We start from the raw sequence: 25793 nt of genomic DNA, 5'->3' as shown, positions 1-25793 counted from the left end.
CTTTCAGTTACTACCTTCCAGTTTCTAACCTCTAACTTCTAACTTCATCATGTACAACAAAGGATTATATAACGACTGGGTACCCAAACCCATACAGCTGCTGCTGATTGTATTACTGCTTGCCGTGGTAATGCCTATCGGTGGGGTGTATACGGGAAATATCAGCTCTCTGGTAAGCGGTACCGGTGCCATGACAGAATATTTTATGTGGGCTAACTATGCGACTACTATTGGGATGGGAGCCTGTATGCCTGTGGTCCTCAGAATCAAAATGAGATTCAAAGTAAGGGATAAGTTGGTTTTATTGCTGGTCCTTTTAGGATTGCTCAGCTATGTAAACGGAACGACTTTACAGCCCATGATTTTCATCTTTACTTCTCTGTTGATCGGTTTTATGAAGATGATGGTTACCATAGAGTTGTTCCTCCCACTGATGGTTATGATTGGAAACCGAGGAATGTTTTACGGAGCTTTCTATACCTTCGTTCTTGTCATGAACCAGGTAGCTACCTATTATGCCGCTGAGTTTGCCCTTCTTTACAACTGGCAGCAATTTTACCTTTTCACAGCCGTTTTATGCTTTATTTTAGCTTTAATACACTGGATTTTCATGCATAATAAATATTTTGCGTTAAAAGTTCCTCTGCATTATATAGATTGGTTGAGTATTTTACTTTTCATTTCAACATTCATGTTTTCAGCGTATGTATATTCGTTTGGAAGACAACAGGACTGGTTCAATTCTAAAAATATCATGAATGCAAGTATTGCAGCTTTTGTGAGTTTTGCATTGCTTTCTATCCGTCAGTTAACTTTAAAGCGACCGTACCTTTCATTCAAAATCTTCAAAAAAAATAATGTACAGAATGGACTGTTTATGCTTTTCTGGCTGGGAATGTTTTTAGGAACAGCTTCTCTTCAGAATACTTTTGCTGTGGGAGTATTAGGATATGATCAATTGACCAATACCAGACTCAGTTTATTGATGATTCCCGGAATTATTTTAGCAGGAATTATAGCCATTTTCTGGTTCAAAAAAGAAAAACCTTTGAAAATGTACATTTTTTCCGGTTTTGCCGCCATGGTTGGGTATGCTATTATCATGTACTTTTCCATGGTGTTGGAGTTCAGTTATGATAACTGGTATCTGCCTATGTTTTTAAAAGGCTACGGAATGTGTTCACTGTTTATTTCCGTATGGTTTTATACACTGGACAAACTTGAAATGGATGAAATGCTGGCAGCTATCGGGCTTGTATTGGTCTGGAGAACCTTCCTTGCGGTAGGAATTTTTTCGACCTTATATTCCTGGTTTCAGTACCGTTTTCAGGTGATGGCAATAGGAGATCTTGCTGTTTATATGGACGGAATGACTATAACACCTCAAACTGTAGCGGCTAATATGAAAGCGATTCAGCTTAATGCCATTATCATCGCTACCAAAAAGATATTCGGATATATTATTTTAGTCGGGTTTGGAATATTGATTTATGTGGCGACCCATCATTTTGGAGCAAAACGATTCCAGTATTTCAGATTTATAAGAGTTTTGGGAGGTAAATCCGTTATCGCGAGAAGAAGACTTCGTGAAAGAAAGAAATTATTAGAAGAAATAAAAGATGCAGCCGGACCTGCAGTATAAAAAATACCTTGTTTTTTACTAGTAAAATCCTGGTCCTTTGTTGGGCTGGGATTTTACGTTTTTAATAAGATCTTAAACTTTAAACTTGTTTAATCTTTTTGAAACATTAAGATTGTATTAAGGTTTTTAGAGTATTAAGATGAGCTTCGCTTTAAGCTTAAAAATCAAAATGATTCATCTTAATTACACTTTACTTCTTAATAGAATCTTAATGGTTTAATATATCCAGAATTAAAGCAATCTCTCTGTAAAAAACATGTTTGTCATCATAAAATAAGGTAAAATCTCATATTTTGTTATTTTTATTCTTTCTAAATAACAATTATCTTTGTGAGATTATAAAATTTTGAAGTAGAAAGAATGAAAAAGCAGTATGCATTCATAGGTCTTTTGGTTTCGGGGGTGATGATCTCCCAGACCGTTAAAGATTCTATTGCCTCTAAAGGTATTGAAGATGTGGTGATCGTAGCCTCCAGAAAACCTACAAAAATCTCTGAAGTTCCGGGAACAGTTTGGGTAGTACAGAAAGAAAAGATTCAGGAACAGGCCAAAAGTGGAGTTCCTATCAAAGAAATGTTGTCGATTCTGATTCCTTCTATGGATATTGGTCCGCAGGGAAGAACCAATTACGGACAGAATATGAGAGGCCGTTCAGCACTTGTCATGATCGATGGAGTCACTCTTAACAGTATCCGTGCGATAAGCCGTCAGCTGGATGCCATTGATCCTTTTAATATCGAAAGAATTGAAGTGCTTTCAGGAGCGAGCTCAATTTATGGCGGGAATGCTACCGGTGGAATCATTAATATCATTACAAAAACACCTTCCAAAAAAGGAATCAGTGGTGAAACTGAATTGGGTGTACGTACCGGATTTATGGGAAAAGATGACCATGATTTCCGTGCCGCTCAGTCTATTGCTGCAAAAGGAGAAAAGTTCTTCGGAAGACTGGGAGTAGCTTACCAACAGAATGGCGGAGTGTATGGGGCGGATCAAAAACAGCTTTTTACAGATATTACCCAGACCGATCTTCAGTATAACCAGTCTATTGATGTCTTGGCTACAGGAGGCTATCAGTTTAATAATAAGCATAAAATAACAGCCTCTGTTCAGTATTACAATTCTAAATTTAATGGAGACAGGAGCTTATTTTTAGGTGAAAACTTAAGTGCTTTTACTACAAAAAATGCTTCATTACTCGAAATGAGAGATGGCTTTTCATCCGATAAAAATGTAGGAACAGAGCGTTATATGGCCACCGTAGCGTATAACGGAAACGGAATTTTAGGTGGACAGGATTTGTATGTGCAATTAGCTACGCGTGGTGAAAAATTAGGATTCTATCCATTCCCGGGAAATGTTACTTTGCAGACAGGGAAGATACCTTATATGTCCTCTTCACAGCAGGATACCTATTATTCTGGGATTAAAGCTTTGTTGTCAAAATCATGGCGAGGACTGAATGTGACTTACGGAGCAGATTTCGATTTTGAAAAATTTGAAGGAACTCAATCCGTTTATGATATTGCGAAGACAATGTCCAGCGGAGGTCTAATCAATGAAACAAAATACAGTTTGGGCAGATATCCTACCAATCATTCACAGAGTTATGCAGGATATGTTCAGGCAAAATATAATATTCTTCCCAAATTACAACTGAATGCAGGAATCCGTTATCAGCATATCAATGTAAAAATGGATGATTTTGTCGGTTCGGAGCAGCAGACACAGATTGCTATGGGTTATGGAAATTCGGCATCCGCAATTCCGGGAGGCGAAAGTTCTTATAATGTGACTTTAGCTAATGCAGGTTTATTATACAAATTCAATGAGCAGCATCAGGTTTGGGGAACTTTTTCCCAGGGAGCAAGCTTAGCAGATCCTGCCAAATTTTATGGAATCGGACAGTACAAATTGGTAGGAACAAACTGGGATGTAGTGTCTAGTCTCAATGTAAACGAACAGCCTCTTCAGGCCATCAAAACCAATCAGTTTGAGGTGGGTTACCGTGTCAACAAAGGTGGTTTAAGAGCCCAGATTGCCGGATTTTTGAGTACTTCTGACAAAACTGTTGCCGTAGATAAAAAGACGTTCCAGATTCTTGTGAATGATTTGAAATTAAGAAACATTGGAATTGAAGCTGAGGTTTCTTATTCCTTAAACAATGGAGTTTATTTTGGGGCAAGCGGACTTTTGATCAAATCTGAGGTAGATAATAAAGGAGAGTGGCAGAAACAGGAGATTTACAATGCTTCTCCTTCCAAACTGGTAACCTATATCGGCTATAACATTCAAAACTGGTCATTCAGATTCCAGTCTTTGCAGAACTTCAAGCAGAAAGACGAGCTTAATAACGTAGTGGAAGGGTATAATACTTCAGATTTGATGATAGGATACAGATTCCATTTTGGAAAATTCAATTTAGGAATCCAGAATCTATTCAATACAGACTATCAGACAATTTGGAGTAAGCGTTCCCAGGTTTTGTATTCTACTTACGGACTCCCGGAATTGTTTAATTATAAAGGAAGAGGAAGAACATTCAATCTTTCTTACACTTTTGAATTTTAAAAAATAAGATGAAGGTAAAAATGCCTTGATCTGAAAACATATTGTATTTCAAATCCGGTTTCTGAATCAATCGGAAACCGGATTTTAACTTTAAACAAATCAGTTATGGCTAAAATTTCAACAGGGCAGATTGTTGCCGAAGTAACCCGAAAAGAATACATTACTGACCATTTTATCAGAGTGTATTTGTACTCACCGGAAGTTCATTTGTTCCAAAATACCATGGTGGGAGATAATAATAAGATCGCAGTTCCTCCGGCTGGACTGAATGAGATTCATTTTCCCACACTGGATGAAAATCATCAGTGGGTGTATCCGCCTAAAGAAGTGGCTCCATCCATCAGAACCTATACCCACAGAGGAATTGATCTGGAGAAAAATGAACTGATCATCGATTTTGTAGATCATGGTGACGGCGGACCAGCCTCCAGATGGGTAAGGGAAGCTGAAGTAGGTTCAAAGCTTGGAGTGATGATGCGTCTGGAAGGAAAAGAATTGTATCCGGTAGCTGATTGGTATCTGTTGGTGGGAGATGCTACAGCAATTCCGGTGATCAGTGCTATTTTGGAAACGCTTCCTGAAACAGCAAAAGGTGTTTGTATGATTGAAGTTCATGGAAAGGAAGACGAACAACTGCTCGAAACGAAAGCTCAAATTGATTTTAAATGGTTACACAATCCACAGCCTCAGATCAGCAGTGAAATTTCAAATGCTGTAAAAAGTATTGAGATTCCAGAATCAACAAAGTTTGGTTATGTAGCCTGTGAATTCTCAAGCGTGAAAGAAATCCGTACTTATCTGAGAAAAGAAAAAAACTGGACTTCCCAGGAACTATATGCTTATTCTTACTGGAAAGCAGGTGTAGCAGAAAATGAATCTCAGGTGGACAGACATAAGGAGAAGGATTCGATGGAGTAGGTGGCTGGGATTTTGGGTTTGAGAGTGGGAGGGTTTGAGAATTTAAAGTTCAAGGTTTAAAGTTGTAAGTACACCACACCTCTTACCCCGAAACTCACACCCCGCACCCCGTATCTCGAAACCCGAAACCCGCACCTCGCAAACCCGTAACATTCAACCAAAAACTTTGAACTTTGAACATTGAACTACTATCTTTGCACCATGAAAGATTTAATGGGCAGAGCGATCTGGGATTACTATAACAATGACAATCCTGAAGATCTGCAGACTGAAACGTCAATTTCTGAGCTGGATGAACTTCCGGTGGATTATTTATTCAGAGATTTTGAAGAAATGAATGATATTGAGCAGAAAGCACTGCAGTTATCCAACGGAAAAGTTCTGGATATCGGAGCGGGAGCAGGTTCTCATTCTTTATATCTTCAAAATGAAAGAAATCTTGAGGTGACCGCATTGGATATTTCACCAAAATCAATTGAGGTTTGCAAGTTGAGAGGCATTAAAAAAGCGGTTTGTGAGAATATGCTTGATTTCTCCGGAGAAACTTTTGATACCCTTTTATTGCTGATGAATGGTACCGGAGTTTTTGAAAGCCTTGCTAAAATTGATACTTATCTTCAGAAACTACATACTTTACTGAATGATGGCGGACAGGTTTTGATTGACAGTACAGATATTCTTTATATGTTCGACCGTGATAAAGATGGCGGAGTGTATATTCCTGCTGGTGGATATTACGGAGAACTGGAGTATGTAGTTCATTATAAAGGAGAATCTGAAGAACCGATTACCTGGCTGTATCTTGACTTCAATACTTTGAAAAATGCTGCCACAAATAATGGTTTCAAAATAGAAAGAGTATTGAAAGATGAAGATTCTTACTTAGCAAAACTGACTAAGAAATAATTGACAACAAGTCATTGCGAGCTGAAAGCGAAGCAATCTCATTCATATATAGTCATCCTGTAAACCGGGATGACTTTTTTTGTACTATTCTAGCCCCGATAGAAACGGTTACCCCACAGCATGCGGTGGCTCTTTGGCCAGGCGCGAGGAGTAAAAGTGGATAGCGGGAATCAGCTCCTTATGATTGTCTGAATATTTGTATGGCTCTTAAAAAAGGATAATAAGAAAACCATTCCTGATAATAAAAATAGATCAGAACAGCCGTTCCGATACATAAAATCACAGGAAGAATATAAGATGCTGCACGGTAAGGAAGTTTTTTGGGAGTTCCTAAAACGCTGATGACAAGTAAACCCAAAGCTCCTATGGCAATGACCCCAATTTCTGGACTGTACCTGGAAGATGTATCGAAATCAAAATGGGAAAGCAGAACGTATTTCTGAAACATACAAAAAAGAAAACCAAATGCCAGTGCTGAAAAGCTTACGAGGTACTTTTTAAGTTTGATAAAATTAAGGAACAGCAAAATAGACCCCGGAATAGGAGTAAAAAAAATACTGCTGACCAAAATAGTCATTCTCGAATACAGTTTAATAGCCTCAGGATCTTCTGTGATATGATCTTTCCAGACCTCTACTTCTTCTGCACGTTTTGCCTGCTCTTCTTCTTTTTTATGCTGAATCAATTGCTGAACAGCTGTTTTTTCCTGCTCATTGAAAACCCGTCCTCTTTCTTCCAGAATTTCAAAAGCTGCCTGAACGGCTTCCGGAACAAAGCGGTTGCCTTCTTTTAAATATCCCTCTAATTCCTGATTGGAAAGTTTTCTTAAAACATTTTTATTGACCATAAGCTGTCTATAAAAGAAAGGCTGCTTCTCGTGAAACAGCCTGTTATCTTTATAAGGATTTTAATTATCCGATCTCAATACCGTTTTCAACATTGCTGTCATCCGGAGTTACGAAAGATAATTTTCCGTCTGGTTTTGTTGTTAATAATAACATTCCCTGAGATTCTATTCCTCTGATTTTTCTTGGAGCAAGGTTCAGAAGGATCATCACCTGCTTCCCGATTAATTCTTCAGGAGTGAAACTTTCTGCAATACCGGAAACAACAGTTCTTACATCTACTCCTGTATCTACAGTAAGCTTTAATAATTTGTCTGCTTTTTCTACTTTTTCAGCTTCTAAAATGGTAGCTGTTCTAAGGTCTATTTTAGTAAAGTCATCAAAGGTGATCTCTTCTTTCATAGGGTTTGCGTTAGGGTTTGTTTTTTTATTGTTTTGTTTTGTGTTTTCCAGCTTTTGGATTTGAGCTTCAATCACATCGTCTTCAATTTTTGAGAAAAGAAGAGATGATTCGTTGATTTTGTGCCCTGTTTCAATTAGCACTGATTGGTTTTCAATAGAGCTCCAGTCTTTCTTTTCAACATTGAACATGTTCAATAATTTGTCAGAACTGAAAGGCATGAAAGGTTCGCATAACTGAGCTAAAGCAACAGCTATTTGCGCCCCAACGAATAAAGATTGAGCTGCTTTTTCAGGATTGTCCTTGATGGTTTTCCAAGGCTCTTCTGTCTGAAGGTACTGGTTTCCAAAACGGGCAAGATTCATTAATGCAGTTAATGAATTTCTAAACTCATAATTTTCAAGGAATCCTGAGATTTCTTTTGCAGATTTACTTATTTCCTGTAGTTCAGGGCTGTTTACATCGCCTTGTGGAACAACACCGTCATAATATTTGTGAATAAGAACAGCAACTCTGTTGATGAAGTTTCCGAAGATCCCTACCAATTCAGAATTATTCTTAGTCTGGAAATCTTTCCATGTAAAGTTATTATCCTTTGTTTCCGGAGCAGATGAAAGAAGAGCATATCTTAAAACATCCTGTTGTCCAGGGAAATCTTCCACATATTCATGAGCCCAAACTGCCCAGTTTCTTGACGTTGAGATCTTATCGTTCTCAAGGTTCAGGAATTCAAAAGCAGGAACATTAGCCGGCATGATGTAATCTCCGTGCGCTTTCATCATCGAAGGGAAAATAATACAGTGGAATACAATATTATCCTTTCCGATAAAATGTACCAGATCACTGTCTTCGCTCTGCCAGTAGTCTTTCCAGTCTTTTCCGTTTTTCTCTGCCCATTCTTTGGTGAAAGAAATATACCCGATAGGAGCATCAAACCATACGTATAATACTTTTCCTTCAGCATTCGGAAGAGGAACCGGAACTCCCCAGTTAAGGTCTCTGGTCATTGCACGCGGCTTAAGACCGTCATTCAACCATGATTTAACCTGTCCATATACGTTAGGTTTCCAGTCATCTTTATGACCTTCAATGATCCATTCATTTAAAAAGTCCTCATATTCATTTAATGGAAGATACCAGTTTTTAGTTTCTTTAAGAATAGGAACATTTCCGCTAAGCATTGATTTCGGATTGATCAGCTCAGAAGGAGAAAGGGTAGAACCACATTTCTCACACTGGTCTCCGTAAGCATTTTCGTTACCACAATTAGGACAAGTTCCTACAATATAACGGTCAGCAAGGAATTCTCCTGCCTGCTCATCAAAATACTGCTCAGAAATTTCTTCAGTGAATTTTCCTTTTTCGTATAAAACCTTAAAGAAAACCTGACTGGTTTCATAATGGTTTTTAGACGTTGTTCTGGAGTATTCATCAAATGAAATTCCAAGATCAGAAAAAGATTTTTTAATGATCTCGTGATATTTGTCCACGATATCCTGAGGAGTTACCCCTTCTTTTTTAGCTCTTATGGTAATAGGAATTCCATGCTCATCTGAACCACAGATAAACGCTACATCTTTTCCTAATCTTCTCTGAAATCTTGCGTAAACATCCGCAGGAATATAAACACCTGCCAAATGTCCTATATGAACCGGCCCGTTTGCATAAGGCAAAGCTGCCGTAATCATCTTTCTGTTTGACATTTATAGTAAAGTTTTGACTGCAAAGATAAGGAATATCTGTCGAATACCGCTATTAGTGGCATTATTATGATCAAGAATGCAATTTTGAAAGGCTGAATATGAAATTAAGTTAAACGGTTGTTTAACATTTTCTTAATTTAAAACAAATATTATGCAATGCATAAGACGTTGTAAATTATTGTATTTTAAAAAACTAACTAAAATCGGTTTCGTAATATACATAATTTTAACTAAAATTATATTAAATTTATAATAATTCTATTTTTTTTTTAAATTGCGAGTCTGGCTTCAGGCCAAAATATGACTGAAAAACGAAACTATAAAAAAATAAGATTGTGAAGAATTTTGCAACAGTATTAAAAATCGCGCCCGCTTTTTTACTGGCCAGTACAGTAATACATGCGCAGAAAAAAGATTCTCTTCCTCAGGAGAAGAAGATTGACGAAGTTGTACTAATCGGATATGGAAAACAGAAAAAATCTGATCTTACCGGTTCTATAACTTCTGTTACGGCTAAAGACTTCAACGGAGGAGCTACTTCTGCGGGGCAGCTGATTCAGGGTAAAACACCAGGAGTTCAGATTACCAATAACAGTGGAGCTCCGGGTTCCGGAACGAAAATCAGGATCAGGGGTACTTCTTCTTTAAGTGGAGAAAACTCTCCATTGATCGTCATTGATGGAGTTCCTCAGGATTTCGTTGGAATGAATGGTGTTTCTGATCCTTTATCATTAATTAACCCGAACGATATTGAAACGTTTGATATCCTTAAGGATGCTTCCGCTACTGCGATCTATGGTAACAGAGCTTCCAATGGGGTTATTCTCATTACAACCAAGAAAGGAACAGCAGGAAAGTTTAAAGTTAATTTCTCAACAGTTACTTCGGTTTCTACTAAAATGGGAAAGGTAGATGTATTAAATGCTCAGGAGTTTAGAGATTTTGTTAATACGTATGCACCTGCTGGTTATAAAACCAAACTTGGAAATGCTGATACCGATTGGCAGGATCAAATTTATCAGGCAGCATGGGGTACAGATAATAACGTTGCCCTTTCAGGAGGTATTAAAGGTCTGCCATACCGTTTATCATTAGGGTATAATGAGCAGAACGGTATTGTAAAATCAAATTCTTTCCGCAGAACTTCTGTAGGTTTGAACTTAAACCCTAAATTCTTTGATAATCATTTATCAGTGAATGTAAATGCAAAGGGAACATTTACTGATAACAGATTTGTGGATGGTGGAGTGATCAAGGCAGCTACTTATTTTGATCCTACTCAACCGGTATATTCAGGAAACTCTAATTACGGAGGCTACTATGAATGGCTGGATTCAGGATCTGCAACAGGTTATAATGTAAATGCCAATTCAAACCCTCTTGGGATGATCAATGGGGTAAGAGATGTTTCTTCTGTATTAAGAGGATTGGGAAATATTCAGTTAGATTATAAGTTTCACTTTCTTCCGGACCTTCATTTCAATGTAAATGCAGGATATGATTATACAAAAAGTGACGGACATAAGTTTAAAGATGCTCGTCTGAGACCAGGTTTCGAAGATAAAGGAAGCTCGAATTTCTATTCTATGGAAAAGAAAAACAAGCTTTTGGAAACCTATTTTAATTATGTAAAAAACATCAGTGCTATTAATACTGGTGTGGATATTACTGCAGGATATTCTTATCAGGATTTCAATATTTACCTTCCAGGAGCTATCACTTATAGAGGAACAGGAATTAACTCACAAGATTTAGACTTCAAAACTCAAAATACATTGATCTCATTCTATGGAAGAGCTATTTTTACCATAGCTAATAAATATGTTATTTCAGGATCAGTTCGTAAAGATGGTTCTTCAAGATTCTTTAATGGTACAAGAGATAATGTATGGGGAGTTTTCCCGGGAGTTTCCCTAGCTTGGAAGCTTAATGAAGAAAGTTTTATCAAAAATATATCTTCCATCAGTACCTTAAAACTAAGAGCAGGATGGGGTAAAACAGGTCAGCAGGAATTGCCGGCACTTAACGGTAACAAACCTAATAATTACCCGGCTTTTGCAGCCTACAATCCAAGTTATCAGGGAGCGGGATATCAGTTTGGAAATGAATTCTATTTTATGTTCAGACCTGCTAACTATAACCCAAATCTTACCTGGGAAACGACAACCACTAAAAACTTAGGATTAGACTTTGGTTTTAATAAAAACAGAATTACCGGATCAATAGATGTATTCAGAAAAGATACAAAAGATCTTCTTGTATATGCTGACGAACCTGCTGGAGGCTTAAGTAATGCCAGCTGGCAGAACGTGGGTGATATGAAAAATGAAGGGATTGAAGGAAGTATTACTGTAATTCCTGTTAAAAACCAAAATACTAACTGGGAAGTAAGCTTTAATGCTACTCATTATAAACCTGTTATCACGAAGCTTAAGGACAGAGCTGACGAATCATTTAACATGGAAGTAGGAGGTATTGAAGGAGGTTCAGGAAACAGAATTCAGGCTCATGCAGTAGGGTATGCACCTAATTCATTCTGGGTATATCAGCAGGTATATGATAACAACGGAAAACCTGTTGACGGAGCTTTTGTAGACAGAAACGGAGATGGAGTAATCAATACAAAAGATATGTATTATTACAAATCTACTACACCTGATGCAATTTTAGGTTTCTCTACCAAAGTATCTCATAAGAACTGGGATTTTGCATTAAGTGCAAGAGCTGTATTAGGAAACTATGTATATAATAATGCAGCTTCAAATAGTTCACTGCAGTCAGCATCTACCAACGAATACCTTCAGAACGTATTCTCCACAGCTCCTCAGTATAAGTTTGCAGTTCCTCAATACAAATCTGATATTTATGTTGAGAATGCTTCATTCCTGAGACTGGATAATATCAATGTCGGATACAATTTCGGAGAAATCTTCACCAAAGGAAGCAATCTGAAAGTATATGCGATGGCGCAGAATGTTTTTGTGATCACTAAATACTCTGGAGTAGATCCTGAAGTTTTTGGGGGAATAGACAACGGTTACTACCAAATGCCTAAGATTTATTCTTTAGGTTTTAACTTCCAATTTTAAATAAGAATTCAATGAAACTAAATAGAATTAAACTTAAAAATATAGTATTGCCTCTTTCAGCAGTATTTTTATTGACAGCAGCTTCTTGTGTGAAAGATCTTGAAAGAGAACCTATCACAGATGTTACTTCAGCTAGTATTTATAAGGATTTTGCCAACTATAAAAATGTTCTGGCTAAACTTTACGGAGGACTTGCCATGGGAGGTCAGGTAAGTGGAGACGGTGATCAGCCGGATAGTGATATTAATGGTATCAACGGTGGATTCTCCCAATATACCAGATTGATGTATAATCTGAATGTAGTAACCACTGATGAGGCTGTTATTGGATGGAACGATGGTAATCTTCATACGCTTCACAAAATGACTTGGGATGCTTCCAACGAGTTCATCGCTGCGATGTACTACAGAGTATACACAGAAATTGCTTTTTGTAATGAATTTCTTAGAAATGTAACGGATGAAAAATTAGCTTCCAATAATATTACAGGGGACAATCTTACTCAGGCGAAATTGATGAGAGCAGAAGCTCGCTTCCTGAGAGCACAGTCGTATTACCATGCGATCGATATGTTCGGGAATGTTCCTTTTGTAGATGAATCCTATTTGCCTGGATCTATTAATCCACCCCAAAGAATAGAAAGAAAAGCATTGTTCAATTATATAGAGTCTGAATTGCTTGCAATCGCAGGAGAATTAAAAGACCCTAAAACCAATGAATATGGAAGAGCAGATAAAGCGGCTGTTTGGTCATTATTGGCAAAATTATACTTGAATGCTGAAGTTTATACGGGAACTCAGAGAAATACTGACTGTATCACATACTGTAACAAAGTAATTGCAGCTGGTTATTCTTTAAAACCAAAATATGATGATTTATTCCTGGCGGATAACAATATCAATAACCCGGAGCAGATTTTAAGTGTAAACTTTGACGGAATTAATACACAGACCAATGGAGGAACTACTTTCCTTGTTCATGCTGCCATAGGTGGTGATATGAAAGCTGCTGACTTTGGAGTGAATGGCGGATGGAGTGGTTTAAGAACTACAAAAGCATTTGTAGGCTTATTCCCTACTAATGGAAGTGATAAAAGAGGAAGATTCTTTACTGCAGGGCAGAATTTAGAAATTAATGATTTGGGTTCATTTACGGATGGTTATGCTTTTATCAAATTTAAAAATGTGAAAAGCAATGGATCTGTCGGAGCTCATACCAACTGGGTTGAAGCTGATATCCCATTGTACCGTTTGGCAGATATTTATCTGATGTATGCAGAAGCAGTATTGAGAGGAGGAACTGGTGGAAATCAGGCTACAGCAATCGGTTATATTAATCAGCTGAGACAACGTGCTTATGGAAATACAAGTGGAGATGTATCTTCTATCAATCTTAACTTTATCTTAGATGAAAGAGGAAGGGAGCTATCTTGGGAAATGACCAGAAGAAGTGACCTTATCCGTTTCAATAAATTTACGACAGGAGATTATCTATGGCCATGGAAAGGAAATGTAAAAGATGGTAAAGCAGTCGAAAATTACAGAAATCTTTTCCCGATTCCTGCTAAAGATATTGTAGCGAATCCTAATCTGATTCAGAATCCTGGGTATTAATTTTAAATCCTGTTTAAAATGAAAAATTTATTCAAAATATTAGCCCTGGTTTTTACAGGTCTTATCGTTTTTTCCTGTGAAAAAGATGAAGATCAGGCGGTTATTAATGAAATATCTGCCGGTAAAATATCTGCTGATAAAAGTGCAATAGTTCTTAATGAACTTAATGCAAATGATGCCGTAATCAGCTTTACATGGACAAAACCAATATTTAATATTGCTGTAGTTCCCAATCAGAAAGTAGAATTCGGAATGAAAGGGGATGGTTTCAAAAAAAGTGCTACCATTGACTTTTCTAATGATATGACTTCAGGTTCTGCAACACATGCCGCTATGAATGCCGCCATGTTTGCTATTGGAGCAGTTCCGGATGTTGTAAACGATATTGAAGTTAGACTGAAAACTTCAGTAGGCTCAGCAGCTTTTTATTCCAATGTAATTGCACTTAAAGTAACTCCTTATACTCCGAATCCGGATTTAGTGTATCCGAAGATCAATGTTCCTGGAGCATACGCAGGAGCAGCAGGTTATGCAAACTGGACTCCATCTAATTCACCGAATCTGTTCTCTCCTGAGAAAAATGATAAATACAGAGGATTTATCTTTATCAAAGATGCTTCAGGTGATAATGGTAAATATAAATTTGCAATCAATCAGGATTGGCCGGGAAATAAAGGAGATGATGGAACCAATACCGGAAAACTAAAAGTTGATGGTTCAGATATAGTACCCGCTGCTGCAGGAACTTATTACATGAAAGTTGACTGGGCAGCAAATACCTATTCTGCAGTATTAGCAAACTTCGGAGTTATTGGTGATGCAACGCCTACGGGATGGGGATCAGATACTGACTTTGTATACAATCCTGCAACCAAAACTTATGTAATTAATTCTATTGCATTATCCAATACAGGAGTATTTAAATTCAGAGCCAATGATGACTGGGCCATAAAGTTCCAGCCAAAAGATGCAGATCAGACTTTGGTTTCAGGAACAGGTGTTCAATCCTATTTAAGTTTAGAAGGAACTGTTACAGGAGACCCAGGATATAAAGTATCACAGGCAGGTAATTATAAAATTGAACTGGATTTACACAATTCAGCATATTACAAGCTAACCATTACTAAATTGTAAATTAAACTAAACAAACTAAAATAAAGCAAAGTGCTGCTTTACTGCGGCACTTTATTTTTTAAGTTAATAAATAGTCATTATGAAGAAAATTACAGTTGGAGCACTTTTGCTCTCAATGATGTTTACAGGTGTGAAAGCCCAATCTTTAAAATCTCCGGACGGGAAGTTTGAAATGAATTTCCAGTTGAAAGAAGGAGTACCTTACTACAATCTGAAATACAATGGTGCAGTAGTGGTGGAAGATTCTAAATTGGGATTGAGATTATTTAAAGACACAGCCATAAAATTCGCTTCTGAGATTGCCAAACCAGAAGATGCAAAATACGATCTGAACAACGGTTTTGCGAAGACAGATGAAAAAAGAGACTCCAAAAATGAAACCTGGCAGCCGGTTTTAGGAGAAAAGAAAAATTATATCAACCACTACAATGAACTGGCAGTTACCCTGAACCAGGCTTCTACAGACAGAAGTATTGTCGTGAAATTCAGACTATTTAATGATGGTCTTGGTTTCAGATATGAATTTCCACAACAGAAAAACCTTAATTATTTCGTTATCAGAGAAGAAGATTCTGAAATCGATTTCCCTACCGATATGAAGGCATGGTGGATGGTAGCAGATTATGACTCTCAGGAATATCAGTATCAGGAAACTAAAGTGTCTGAAATCCCTTCAAAATGGGATAAGGCATACGATGCAAACGCTTCACAGTCATTGGTGAAAAATGCAGTGCAGTCTCCATTGATGCTTAAAAAAGAAGGAAAAGAGCCTTTATATATCAACGTTGCAGAAGCTGCTGTATTAGATTATCCGGCTTCGCACCTTGAGGTAGATGCACAGAATTTTAAATTCAAAACGCATTTAACTGCCGATAGACAGGGAGCAAAAGGATATATTCAGACTCCGTCAGTAACGCCTTGGAGAACCATTATTGTAGCGCCGAAAGCGGAGCAGGTGATGGATTCTAAAATGATTTTCAATCTTAACGAGCCTACAAAATATACCGATACTTCTTACATTCACCCTACAAAATACATGGGAGTTTGGTGGGAAATGATCATCGGAAAATCACAATGGGCATATTCTACTGCAGAAAATGTTCATTTAGGTAAAACTGATTTTGCGAAACTGACTCCAAACGGAAAACATGCTGCCAACAATACAAAAGTTAAAGAATATATTGACTTTGCTGCAGAAAACGGTTTCCAGGGATTGTTGATCGAAGGATGGAATATCGGTTGGGAAGACTGGTTCGGACATTCTAAAGAATTTGTTTTCGATTTCATCACTCCTTATCCGGATTTTGACATTAAAATGTTGAATGAATATGCACATTCAAAAGGAATCAAGCTGATTATGCACCACGAAACCTCAGGTTCTGCCACGAACTATGAAAGATGGGCAGATAAAGCTTTCCAAACGATGAATAAGTATGGATATGACGCTGTAAAAACAGGATATGTAGGCGATATCATTCCTAGAGGAGAACATCATTATTCTCAATGGACAATCAACCATTATTATAGAATTGCTGAAAAAGCAAACGACTATAAAATCATGGTTAATTCTCACGAATCCGTACGTCCTACAGGAGAAAGCCGTACGTATCCGAACTACATCTCTGCAGAAGCAGCACGTGGAACAGAATATGAAGCGTTCGGAGGAAATAAGCCAGATCATCAGACGGTTCTTCCGTTTACAAGATGGATGGGAGGTTCTATGGACTATACACCGGGAATTTTCCAGACAAAACTTGATTATTATTTCCCTGGAGACAACCGTTTTGTAAAAACTACTCTGGTAAAACAGTTAGCACTTTATGTAACGATGTATATGCCGCTTCAGATGGCTGCGGATCTTCCTGAGAACTACAAAAAGCATATGGATGCATTCCAGTTTATTAAAGATGTAGCTGCAGATTGGGATGATACGAAAATCTTAGCTGCTGAGCCAGGTGATTATGTAGTTACAGCAAGAAAAGCAAAAGGTACTGAAAATTGGTTTGTAGGAGGTATTACCGATGAAAACAAGCGTGAATATACCGTAGACTTCTCTTTCTTAGACAAAGGAAAGAAATATGAAGCAACCATCTATGAAGATGGAAAAGATGCTGACTATATCGATAATCCTCAAAGCTATAACATCTACAAAAAAGAGATTACAGGTAAGTCAAAAATTAATTTTAAAATGGTAAGAAGTGGCGGTTTCGCAATTTCAATTAAACCAGTAAAATAATTGTAAAGAGACACTAAGGTGCCCCGGTTTATCGAATTTTCGATAGCCGGGGTATTTTTATTTATCCTCTGCCTGTTGAATCAGTTGGGAATATTGATTTTCAGATTCTAATAGTTGTTCCTCTACTTGAACAGGAGTTTTTACTTTCTCTTTATATTCTTTCTGATACTGTTTGACGGTTTTTCCAGTGCCGTCATGTCTCCATCCCGGTGAATAAAAAAGATATTTAATGCGGTCTTTAAAAGAAATTCCCGGCTGTCTGATATCTTTCCCTATTCTTCTCCATTCATAGAAAAGCATCGTTGCAGGGTCTTTGGATTTTATTTTAGGATAAACTCCGTATTTCACAGGAACTTCAGGATCTTCTTTTTCAAAAGTTCCGAAAATTTTATCCCAGATAATCAATCCCATTCCCATATTGCGGTCCAGATATTTGATGTTGCAGGCATGATGCACCCTGTGATGAGAAGGAGTCACCAGGATATATTCTAAAAATCCCATACTTTTAATCGATTGGGTGTGTACAAACGTGCCGTAAATCTGTATAGAAGAGTAGGCTACCAGAATGTGCCATGGATGAAAGCCCATGAAAGCTAATGGAGAGAAAAATAAATACCTGTACAACGGCTGAAATACAGGACTTCTGAATCCTGTACTGATATTGAAATAGTCAGAATTGTGATGGGTAATATGTACCGCCCAGAAAACACGTGAATGATGATCTACATAATGATGGACATAATAAGCAAAGTCCTGAGCCAGGAATACGGCAATCCAGTACCAGATTCCTTCCTGCCAGTCGAAAAGACGGTGTTGGTAAAAAAACATCATAACGAATAAGGAAAAACCCTTCATGATGATGTCTAATCCATAATTAAGCAAGGCGAAAAGGACGTTTGTTGCTACGTCTTTTGTCTCATATATTTTCTCTTTATTAAAATGACTGTAGGCCATTTCCAGGAAAATTATAGCAGCAAAAACAGGAATTGTCCATGTGTAAACAACATCCGGTCCTTCAGTTTTGAATATATTGCTGAAATCCAACATTTTTTCTATAAAACTAAACATAAAAAGCATGGGAAATTAATTTTATGCATGAATTTTTTGTGAAAAATTTAATTATTCTTTATAAAATTTAAAATGAAGATATTTAATCTGATAATTTTATAGAAATGAAGATAAAAAAAAGAGGTTTTCCGTAACATTTTTGAACGTGTATTTGAAAATTTAATGCTAAATTGAACACTAATATGAAGACAATATATGCAGCATTCGCCCTTTCGATAGCTTCCTTCGCTTTTTCCCAGAAAAACCTGGAAAGAGTAGAACCTGCTTTCTGGTGGAAGGGAATGAAAAATCCTGAACTTCAGATTCTTGTGTACGGAAAAGAAGTGGCTAATAACGAGATTACGCTTTCAGATGGAATACAGATCAAAGACATCCGGAAAGTAGACAATCCGAATTATGTTTTTATTACAGTCAATACCAACGAGATAAACGTTCCGAAGTTTGCCATCAATCTTAAAAAAGGCAAAAAAAATATGGGTTCATACACCTATGAACTGAAACAAAGAAATCCGGGATCTGCCAACCGTGAATCTTTTACTTCAAAAGATCTCATGTATCTGATCATGCCAGACCGTTTTGCCAACGGTGATGAGAAGAATGATTCAAGGCCGGAACTTACTGAAAAAGCAGATCGTAGTCTTCCAAACGGCAGACATGGAGGTGATCTCCGTGGGATTATCAATAACCTTGATTATATTCAGAATCTGGGAGCTACAGCAGTATGGTTGACTCCTGTCAATGAAGACAACGAAAAAGTGTATTCCTACCACGGTTATGCTCAGACCGATCTGTATAAAATTGATGCCCGCTACGGTACCAATGAAGAGTATAAAACGTTATCTCAGGAGCTGAATAAACGAAAGATGATGTTGGTAATGGATTATGTGACCAATCACTGGGGCGGCTCACACTGGATGATTAAAGACCTTCCTTCCAAAGACTGGATACATTGGTTTGATGAAGGAGAAAAGGGATTTAAACGTTCCAATTACAAAACCACAACGCAATTTGATACCAATGCTTCCGATATTGATAAAAAATATGCTCTGGATGGATGGTTTGATACAACGATGCCTGATATCAACCAGAAAAATCCATTGGTCCTTAAATATTTAATTCAAAATGCCATCTGGTGGATAGAATATGCAGAACTGGGAGGATTTCGTGTAGATACTTATCCTTACAATGATAAAGACGCCATGGCAAAATGGGCAAAGGCGATTACCGATGAATATCCGAAATTCAATATCGTAGGAGAAACCTGGCTTTATACAGCAGCACAAATTGCAGCATGGCAGAAAGATTCGAAGATCGGAGAAATAGAAGGATATAATTCAAATTTACCTTCTGTGATGGATTTTATGCTGTTTGAAAATATGCCTAAAGCACTCAAAGAAAAAGAAGGCTGGGATAAAGGAATGATCCGTATTTACGACTCTTTTACCAGCGATTTTCTTTATCCGGATATCAATAATACCCTTGTTTTCTTTGAAAATCATGATACCGAAAGATGGAACGAAATTTTTAATGGAAATCCTGATGCCTATAAAATGGCCCTCACTCTGATCTCAACAGTAAGAGGAATTCCACAAATTTATTACGGATCTGAAATAGGAATGAGAGGCGATAAAAAAGCAGGAGGCGATGCCGATATCCGCAGAGATTTTCCGGGAGGATGGAAATCTGATCAACAAAATGCTTTCAATCCATCTACTCAGACTCCGGAGCAGAAAGATTTTTTCCAGTTTACCCAAAAACTACTGAACTGGAGAAAAGGCAAAGAGGTGATTCATAATGGAAAAACTAAAAATTTCGTTCCTCAGGATGGTGTTTTTGTATATTTCCGATATAATGAAAAAGAAAGTGTAATGGTAGTGATCAACAATAATGAAAAAGATCAGCCGTTAGACTTGAAAAGATTTGCAGAATCACTCAACGGATTTACAAAAGGAAAAGAAATTATTTCAGGCAAAGAAATTTCATTACAAAACAGTATGAATATTCCTGCAAAAACTCCACTGATCATTGAACTAGAAAAATAATAATTAAATATGAAAAAACTAACGACTGCTTATACCTTACTCCTTTTTTTACTGGGATTCTCTTTATTTACCGCACAATCGAAGACCGGATTTGAAAAAGAAAAATCGGAAATCAGTACGATGCTTGATACTTTCAATGCAACTGCGGCAAAAGCAGATTACAATGCCTATTTTAATCTCTTTGCGGATGAATCTACCTTCATCGGAACAGATGCTACCGAAATCTGGGATAAAAAAGCATTTATGGTATGGGCAAAACCTTATTTCGACAAAAAGAAAACCTGGAATTTTAAAGCCCTTAAAAGAAATATTTACTTCAGCAAAGATGGAAAACTGGCATGGTTTGATGAATTATTGGATACCCAGATGAAAATTTGCAGAGGCTCCGGTGTTGTAGAAAAAATCAATGGAAGCTGGAAGGTAAGACAATATGTTCTTTCTGTAACAGTTCCTAATGAGGTGGTAGATAAAGTGGTTACTGAAAAAGCACCGATTGAAGATGCATTAATTCAAAAACTGAAGTCATAATGGCAATAATGATGGGGAAATATGATACTGGGGCAGTCGGGAAAAGAAAAAAGCCAGACTTATCAATGCTCCAGATTATCAATATGAGCATGGGATTCCTGGGAATTCAGATGGCATTCGGGTTACAGAATGGAAATGCAAGCCGTATTCTGGGGAATTTAGGAGCAGATGTTCATGAATTATCATGGTTCTGGCTGGTAGCTCCCATTACAGGTCTGATTGTTCAGCCTATCATAGGCCACATGGGTGACAATACATGGAGTCCATTGGGAAGAAGAAAACCTTATTTCCTGATTGGAGCTGTTTTATGTGCTTTAGGATTGGTTCTCCTTCCTAATGCTGCTTCCGTTACCCAAATGTTTGCGGCCAATGCGCTTTTGCTAGCGGTAATATTCCTGGCCATGATGGATGCTTCAGTGAATATTGCAATGGAGCCTTTCAGAGCTTTGGTAGGGGATATGCTCCCGAAACATCAGGGTACGATAGGATTTTCTGTACAAACGATTCTGATCGGAATTGGGGCTGTATTAGGCTCATATCTGCCGGATTGGTTAACAAAAATGGGAATTTCCAACGAAGCACCAGCAGGATTTGTAGCAGATAATGTCATTTACTCTTTTTATATCGGTGCAGGATTACTTATCATATCAATTCTATACACCATCATGACAACCAGAGAATATTCCCCACAGGAATTTGCTGATTTTGAAGATGGAAAAGAAGGAGAACAACATAACTCTAAGTTTTCAGATATTTTCAAAGATTTTGCTGCAATTCCTGCACAGATGAAAAAACTGGGAATTGTTCAGTTTTTCTCATGGTTTGCATTGTTTACGATGTGGGTTTTCACAACCAGTGCATTGGCAACCCATCATTTTGGACTTTCACCAGAAGATACCCATTCCAAGGCATTTAATGATGCAGGTGATCTTACAGGAAAACTCTTCGGAATGTATAATCTTTGGGCGATTCCGTTTGCATTTCTATTAACACCTATTGCTAAACTGATTGGTAAAAAACAGACGCATGCTTTAGCGTTATTATGTGGAGGTTTGGGATTGGTTTCCATGTATTTTATTAAAGATGTCAACAACCTATGGGTTTCAATGATCGGATTAGGTTTTGCTTGGGCAAGTATTCTGGCAATGCCTTATGCTATGCTTATTGAGGTGATTCCACAACGGAAAATGGGAGTTTATATGGGAATATTCAATTTCTTTATTGTGATTCCTCAGATCATCAATGGTTTATTCGGAGGTCCTGTTGTAAGCGGTGTTTTCGGAAAACAGGCTATGGATTATGTTGTTGTAGGAGGTGTTTGCATGCTCATTGGAGCTGTAGTAACGATGATTTTTGTAAAATCAGAAGATGAAACTCCTAAGGAAATTGAAGAAGAAATCAAGCAGGTGCATTTTTAAATTAGAAACTAGAAGTTAGAGGTTAGAAATTAGTAATGTAATCTGTTTTGAAATTAATTTAAAATAGCATCATACAATTCAATAGGAGCGGGATATTATCCTGAGCGTGTCGAAGGAAGCCCGCTTTTCTTTTAAACATTCATCAATTGGCTTTAGCTAAAACTTAAAATCTATCCTTCGTATACTTATTGGTTTTTTTGATCTTCAGATTATAATAATCTCCCACAGATTTTCACAGGTAACACAGATGCTTGCACTTATTTAATCATCGCAAGAAAAAATCTCCAATATAAAATTTTATCGCAGATAAAATCCTTGCGACTTAAAAACATATCAAATGCAAAAAAAATGGCGTCTTTGCGTAATCCAACCCATACATGATCTTCACTTTCTGAGCTCTCTCAACCCTTTTTACTTCTCCAATTTCCTTACCTAACCTACATTAACTTTTTAAACACCCACATCATACTTATCTGTTTTGATCTTCAGATTATAATAATCTCCCACAGATTTTCACAGATATCACAGATGCTTGCACTTATTTAATCATCGCAAGAAAAATATCCAGTATAAAATTTTATCGCAGATAAAATCCTTGCGCCTTAAAAACATATTGAAAATAAAAAAATCGCGTCTTTGCATAATCCAACCTATACATAATCCTCACTTTCTGAGCCCTCTCAACCCTTTTTACTTCCCCAATTTCCTTTCTTAACCTACATCAACTTTTTAAACACCCATATCATACTTATCTGTTTTGATCTTAAGATTATAATAATCTCCCACAGATTTTCACAGATATCACAGATGCTTGCACTTATTTAATCATTGGAAGAAAAAATATTCAGTATAAAATTTTATCGCAGATAAAATCCTTGCGACTTAAAAACATATTGAAAATAAAAAAATCGCGTCTTTGCGTAATCCAACGCATACATGATCCTCACTTTCTGAGCTCTCTCACCCCTTTTTACTTCCCTAGCTTCCTTTCTTAACCTACATCAACTTTTTAAACACCCACATCCCGTACATTTGTACTATAAATAATCACAGAAAATGAAAACAGTATATCATAAAGCAGATTCAAGAGGCCATGCTAATCACGGATGGTTAAATTCTTACCATACATTCAGTTTTGCCAACTATCAAAACCGAGAGAGAACAAACTTTGGCGTTTTAAGAGTATTGAACGATGACACCGTTTCGCAGGGAATGGGCTTCGGAACACACCCGCACAGAGATATGGAAATTATTTCAATCCCTTTGGAAGGTGATTTGGAGCATAAAGATTCAATGGGAACCACAGCGGTGATCAGAAAAGGAGAAATCCAGGTGATGAGTGCCGGAACCGGTGTTATGCACAGTGAATACAATAAAAATAAAGATGAGGAGGTGAAATTCCTTCAGATCTGGGTGTTCCCAAAAGAACAGAATGTTGAACCGAGATACGATCAGAAAAGTATCAAAGAAGGAGAAAAGATCAACGGATTCCAGCAGATCTTATCTCCCAATAAAAATGATGACGGAGTTTGGATTCATCAGGATGCATGGTTCAATCTGGCGAACTTTAAAAAAGGAAATGGCAAAAATTACATGCTCAACAAAAAAGGAAACGGAGTGTATGCATTTGTGTTAAAAGGAAGTGCAAAAATCGGAGACCGTGTTCTGAATGAAAGAGACGGATTGGGAATCTGGGATACGCAGAGCTTTAATATCGAAGCCGTAGAAGACACTGAAGTATTATTAATGGAAGTCCCAATGGAACTGCCTTCTTATCTTAAATAAAAAACTAAATTTGTAATCTTAAAAATAAACCTCACATATGAAAATTTTAGCAATAGCAGGAAGTAACTCAGAAGCTTCAATGAACAAACAGTTGGTAGCTTATGCATCAACATTATTTGAAAATGCAGACGTAGAAGTGATAGATTTAAATCCTTTCGAAATGCCAATCTATAAACATGAAAGAGAATTAGCAGGAGGTGTCCCTCAGGAAGCTCATGATTTTGCAGCAAAAATTGATGGCGCAAACCTATTGTTGGTTTCTTTAGGAGAGCACAACGGAACCTATTCTACAGCATTCAAAAATGTATTCGACTGGGTATCCAGAATCAAAGACAGAACCGTTTGGAATGAAGTACCCATGCTATTGATGTCTACATCTCCCGGAGGTAGAGGTGGAGCAGGTGTTTTGGAAGCAGCATCAAAGCGTTTCCCTTTCCACGGAGGAAATGTGGTAGAGACTTTTTCTCTTCCTTTCTTTAATGATAACTTTGATAAAGCCGCTCAGAAAATTTCTAATGAAGAGAAAGACAATGAGTTAAAAGAAAAAATTAAGAAGATTGCAGCCATTGAAACAATCCTTGAAAAATAGAATTTGAATATTCATTTAAAATTACTATTTTTGCAAAAAGAAAAGAGATGAAAATTCAGACCTCCTATAAACAATGTTTTTCTCATAAAGGGAAAGTTGTGGGCTCTGAAATTCTGAGATAAAATAACGGCCGATAATCTGAAAAGATTGTCGGCTTTTTTGTTTTCTAAAATCGAGTATAAAAGTAATTGAAATATTAAAAGATAAGAAGACACAAGACGTCAGATGCAAGACAATTAATCATCTGAAATCTGAATCTGAAATCTAAAAATCTAAGCAGACATGAGCAACACTTACAAATCAGCAGGAGTAGACAAAGAAGAAGGATACAAAACGGTTGACAAGATCAAAAAAGCGGTCGGTGAAACCCACAATTCCAATGTACTGAACCACTTGGGAAGTTTTGGTGCTTTCTATGAAATCGGTGGATACAAAAATCCGGTTCTTGTATCAGGAACAGATGGAGTAGGAACAAAGCTGAAAGTAGCTTTAGATACCAAAAAATATGATTCTATCGGTGTAGATTGTTTCGCAATGTGTGCTAACGATATTCTTTGTCACGGAGCTAAGCCTTTATTCTTTCTTGATTATCTGGCTTGTGGAAAGCTTGATTCAGAAATCGCTGCAGAAATCGTTTTAGGAATGGTTGCCGCTTGTAAGGATAACAACTGTGCACTGATTGGTGGTGAAACTGCTGAAATGCCTGGAATGTACCAGCCTGGAGATTATGATGTTGCAGGATTCTGTGTAGGAATCGTAGAAAAAGATCAGATCATTGATGGTTCTAAGATCAAAGCAGGGAACAAAATTATTGCGCTACCAAGCTCAGGATTCCACTCAAACGGATTCTCTTTAGTAAGAAAAGTATTCCCGAACTTTGAAGAAGAGTTTGAAGGAAAACCATTATACGAGACACTTTTAGTTCCTACAAGACTATACTACAAAGATATTCACAAAGTATTGGAAGAAGTAAAAGTAGAAGGAATTGCTCACATCACAGGAGGTGGTCTTTATGAAAACGTTCCTAGAATTATTCCTGAAGGACTTTGTGCTTCTATTGACGAAACAAAAATCAGAATTCCTAGTGTTATGCTTGAGCTTGAAAAAAGAGGTGGAGTAAAACGTGAAGAAATGCACGGAACATTCAACATGGGTGTAGGAATGGTAATCGTTGTAGATGCTGAACATGCTGAAAAAGTATTGCACCTTTTAGATGACGCTTACGAAATCGGTGAAATCACTGAAGGAGCAGAGAAAATCAATTTAAAGTTTTAGAAGCTTAATCCCGCTTTCCGCTATATCTTTT

At 37.2% G+C, this 25793-nt stretch carries 17 protein-coding genes; 14 read left to right on the top strand and 3 right to left on the bottom strand.

What is annotated here, in order from left to right; all coding sequences use genetic code 11:
• Positions 1-49: 49 nt before the first annotated feature.
• The 4 genes from ACMA47_RS03390 (at position 50) to ACMA47_RS03375 (ending at position 6037) form a co-directional block, all read left to right on the top strand.
• Entirely contained in the window at positions 50-1642 is a 1593-nt protein-coding gene (locus ACMA47_RS03390; RefSeq protein ID WP_413928680.1) for an MFS transporter, read from the top strand.
• A gap of 360 nt (positions 1643-2002) precedes the next feature.
• Positions 2003-4213, top strand: a complete 2211-nt coding sequence (locus ACMA47_RS03385) for a TonB-dependent receptor (protein WP_413928679.1) — start codon at positions 2003-2005, stop codon at positions 4211-4213.
• 105 nt (positions 4214-4318) lie between these two features.
• Complete coding sequence (locus ACMA47_RS03380; RefSeq protein WP_413928678.1) at positions 4319-5131, top strand: siderophore-interacting protein; 813 nt, start codon at positions 4319-4321, stop codon at positions 5129-5131.
• Positions 5132-5332: 201 nt separating this feature from the next.
• Positions 5333-6037 carry a class I SAM-dependent methyltransferase gene (locus ACMA47_RS03375; RefSeq protein WP_413928677.1) on the top strand — a complete coding sequence of 235 codons (705 nt, stop codon included), beginning with the start codon at positions 5333-5335 and terminating at the stop codon, positions 6035-6037.
• Between the two features lie 178 nt (positions 6038-6215).
• On the opposite strand, the gene ACMA47_RS03370 is transcribed toward ACMA47_RS03375, so the two are convergent.
• Both ACMA47_RS03370 and metG read right to left on the bottom strand, forming a co-directional pair.
• On the bottom strand, positions 6216-6884 hold the full coding sequence (locus tag ACMA47_RS03370) for a hypothetical protein (RefSeq protein ID WP_413928676.1): 669 nt from the start codon (positions 6882-6884) through the stop codon (positions 6216-6218).
• A gap of 64 nt (positions 6885-6948) precedes the next feature.
• Complete coding sequence (gene metG / locus ACMA47_RS03365; RefSeq protein WP_413928675.1) at positions 6949-8985, bottom strand: methionine--tRNA ligase; 2037 nt, start codon at positions 8983-8985, stop codon at positions 6949-6951.
• A 335-nt stretch (positions 8986-9320) separates the two neighbouring features.
• On the opposite strand from metG, the gene ACMA47_RS03360 reads away from it, so the two are divergent.
• From ACMA47_RS03360 to ACMA47_RS03345, 4 genes are all read left to right on the top strand, one after another.
• Positions 9321-12074, top strand: coding sequence for a SusC/RagA family TonB-linked outer membrane protein (locus tag ACMA47_RS03360; RefSeq protein ID WP_413928674.1), 2754 nt, complete (start codon positions 9321-9323; stop codon positions 12072-12074).
• A gap of 11 nt (positions 12075-12085) precedes the next feature.
• Positions 12086-13687, top strand: a complete 1602-nt coding sequence (locus ACMA47_RS03355) for a RagB/SusD family nutrient uptake outer membrane protein (protein ID WP_413928673.1) — start codon at positions 12086-12088, stop codon at positions 13685-13687.
• Positions 13688-13705: 18 nt separating this feature from the next.
• Positions 13706-14821: a SusE domain-containing protein gene (locus ACMA47_RS03350; RefSeq protein ID WP_413928672.1), complete on the top strand. Its 1116-nt coding sequence runs from the start codon at positions 13706-13708 to the stop codon at positions 14819-14821.
• 79 nt (positions 14822-14900) lie between these two features.
• Positions 14901-17057, top strand: coding sequence for a glycoside hydrolase family 97 protein (locus ACMA47_RS03345; RefSeq protein WP_413928671.1), 2157 nt, complete (start codon positions 14901-14903; stop codon positions 17055-17057).
• Positions 17058-17114: 57 nt separating this feature from the next.
• Here the strand turns inward: ACMA47_RS03345 and ACMA47_RS03340 are convergent, their stop codons facing one another.
• Entirely contained in the window at positions 17115-18104 is a 990-nt protein-coding gene (locus ACMA47_RS03340; RefSeq protein WP_413928973.1) for a sterol desaturase family protein, read from the bottom strand.
• 203 nt (positions 18105-18307) lie between these two features.
• Between ACMA47_RS03340 and ACMA47_RS03335 the strand changes: the two genes are divergently transcribed.
• The 6 genes from ACMA47_RS03335 (at position 18308) to purM (ending at position 25762) form a co-directional block, all read left to right on the top strand.
• On the top strand, positions 18308-20167 hold the full coding sequence (locus ACMA47_RS03335; RefSeq protein WP_413928670.1) for a glycoside hydrolase family 13 protein: 1860 nt from the start codon (positions 18308-18310) through the stop codon (positions 20165-20167).
• Positions 20168-20176: 9 nt separating this feature from the next.
• A complete protein-coding gene (locus ACMA47_RS03330) occupies positions 20177-20695 on the top strand; it encodes a nuclear transport factor 2 family protein (RefSeq protein ID WP_413928669.1) in 519 nt (172 codons plus the stop codon).
• Positions 20695-22113 (top strand): MFS transporter, encoded by a 1419-nt coding sequence (locus ACMA47_RS03325; protein WP_413928668.1) that lies wholly within the window; start codon positions 20695-20697, stop codon positions 22111-22113. The genes ACMA47_RS03330 and ACMA47_RS03325 overlap by 1 nt, the downstream gene beginning before the upstream one ends.
• A 1056-nt stretch (positions 22114-23169) precedes the next feature.
• On the top strand, positions 23170-23898 hold the full coding sequence (locus tag ACMA47_RS03320) for a pirin family protein (protein WP_114820525.1): 729 nt from the start codon (positions 23170-23172) through the stop codon (positions 23896-23898).
• A gap of 37 nt (positions 23899-23935) precedes the next feature.
• On the top strand, positions 23936-24487 hold the full coding sequence (locus ACMA47_RS03315) for an NADPH-dependent FMN reductase (RefSeq protein ID WP_413928667.1): 552 nt from the start codon (positions 23936-23938) through the stop codon (positions 24485-24487).
• 282 nt (positions 24488-24769) lie between these two features.
• Positions 24770-25762 carry a phosphoribosylformylglycinamidine cyclo-ligase gene (purM, locus tag ACMA47_RS03310; RefSeq protein WP_079241169.1) on the top strand — a complete coding sequence of 331 codons (993 nt, stop codon included), beginning with the start codon at positions 24770-24772 and terminating at the stop codon, positions 25760-25762.
• Positions 25763-25793 lie beyond the last annotated feature (31 nt).

The sequence above is a fragment of the Chryseobacterium sp. T20 genome, assembly GCF_047345655.1.
Classification (GTDB): domain Bacteria; phylum Bacteroidota; class Bacteroidia; order Flavobacteriales; family Weeksellaceae; genus Chryseobacterium.
This window is presented reverse-complemented; position numbering and strand designations above follow the sequence as displayed.

Coding starts and splice junctions, on each gene's coding strand:
- ACMA47_RS03380 (WP_413928678.1), top strand. CDS start 4,319: ATGGCTAAAATTTCAACAGGGCAGATTGTTGCCGAAGTAACCCGAAAA.
- ACMA47_RS03375 (WP_413928677.1), top strand. CDS start 5,333: ATGAAAGATTTAATGGGCAGAGCGATCTGGGATTACTATAACAATGAC.
- ACMA47_RS03355 (WP_413928673.1), top strand. CDS start 12,086: ATGAAACTAAATAGAATTAAACTTAAAAATATAGTATTGCCTCTTTCA.
- ACMA47_RS03340 (WP_413928973.1), bottom strand. CDS start 18,104: ATGTTGGATTTCAGCAATATATTCAAAACTGAAGGACCGGATGTTGTT.
- ACMA47_RS03315 (WP_413928667.1), top strand. CDS start 23,936: ATGAAAATTTTAGCAATAGCAGGAAGTAACTCAGAAGCTTCAATGAAC.
- purM (WP_079241169.1), top strand. CDS start 24,770: ATGAGCAACACTTACAAATCAGCAGGAGTAGACAAAGAAGAAGGATAC.
- ACMA47_RS03370 (WP_413928676.1), bottom strand. CDS start 6,884: ATGGTCAATAAAAATGTTTTAAGAAAACTTTCCAATCAGGAATTAGAG.
- ACMA47_RS03345 (WP_413928671.1), top strand. CDS start 14,901: ATGAAGAAAATTACAGTTGGAGCACTTTTGCTCTCAATGATGTTTACA.
- ACMA47_RS03335 (WP_413928670.1), top strand. CDS start 18,308: ATGAAGACAATATATGCAGCATTCGCCCTTTCGATAGCTTCCTTCGCT.
- ACMA47_RS03350 (WP_413928672.1), top strand. CDS start 13,706: ATGAAAAATTTATTCAAAATATTAGCCCTGGTTTTTACAGGTCTTATC.
- ACMA47_RS03320 (WP_114820525.1), top strand. CDS start 23,170: ATGAAAACAGTATATCATAAAGCAGATTCAAGAGGCCATGCTAATCAC.
- ACMA47_RS03325 (WP_413928668.1), top strand. CDS start 20,695: ATGGCAATAATGATGGGGAAATATGATACTGGGGCAGTCGGGAAAAGA.
- ACMA47_RS03390 (WP_413928680.1), top strand. CDS start 50: ATGTACAACAAAGGATTATATAACGACTGGGTACCCAAACCCATACAG.
- ACMA47_RS03385 (WP_413928679.1), top strand. CDS start 2,003: ATGAAAAAGCAGTATGCATTCATAGGTCTTTTGGTTTCGGGGGTGATG.
- metG (WP_413928675.1), bottom strand. CDS start 8,985: ATGTCAAACAGAAAGATGATTACGGCAGCTTTGCCTTATGCAAACGGG.
- ACMA47_RS03330 (WP_413928669.1), top strand. CDS start 20,177: ATGAAAAAACTAACGACTGCTTATACCTTACTCCTTTTTTTACTGGGA.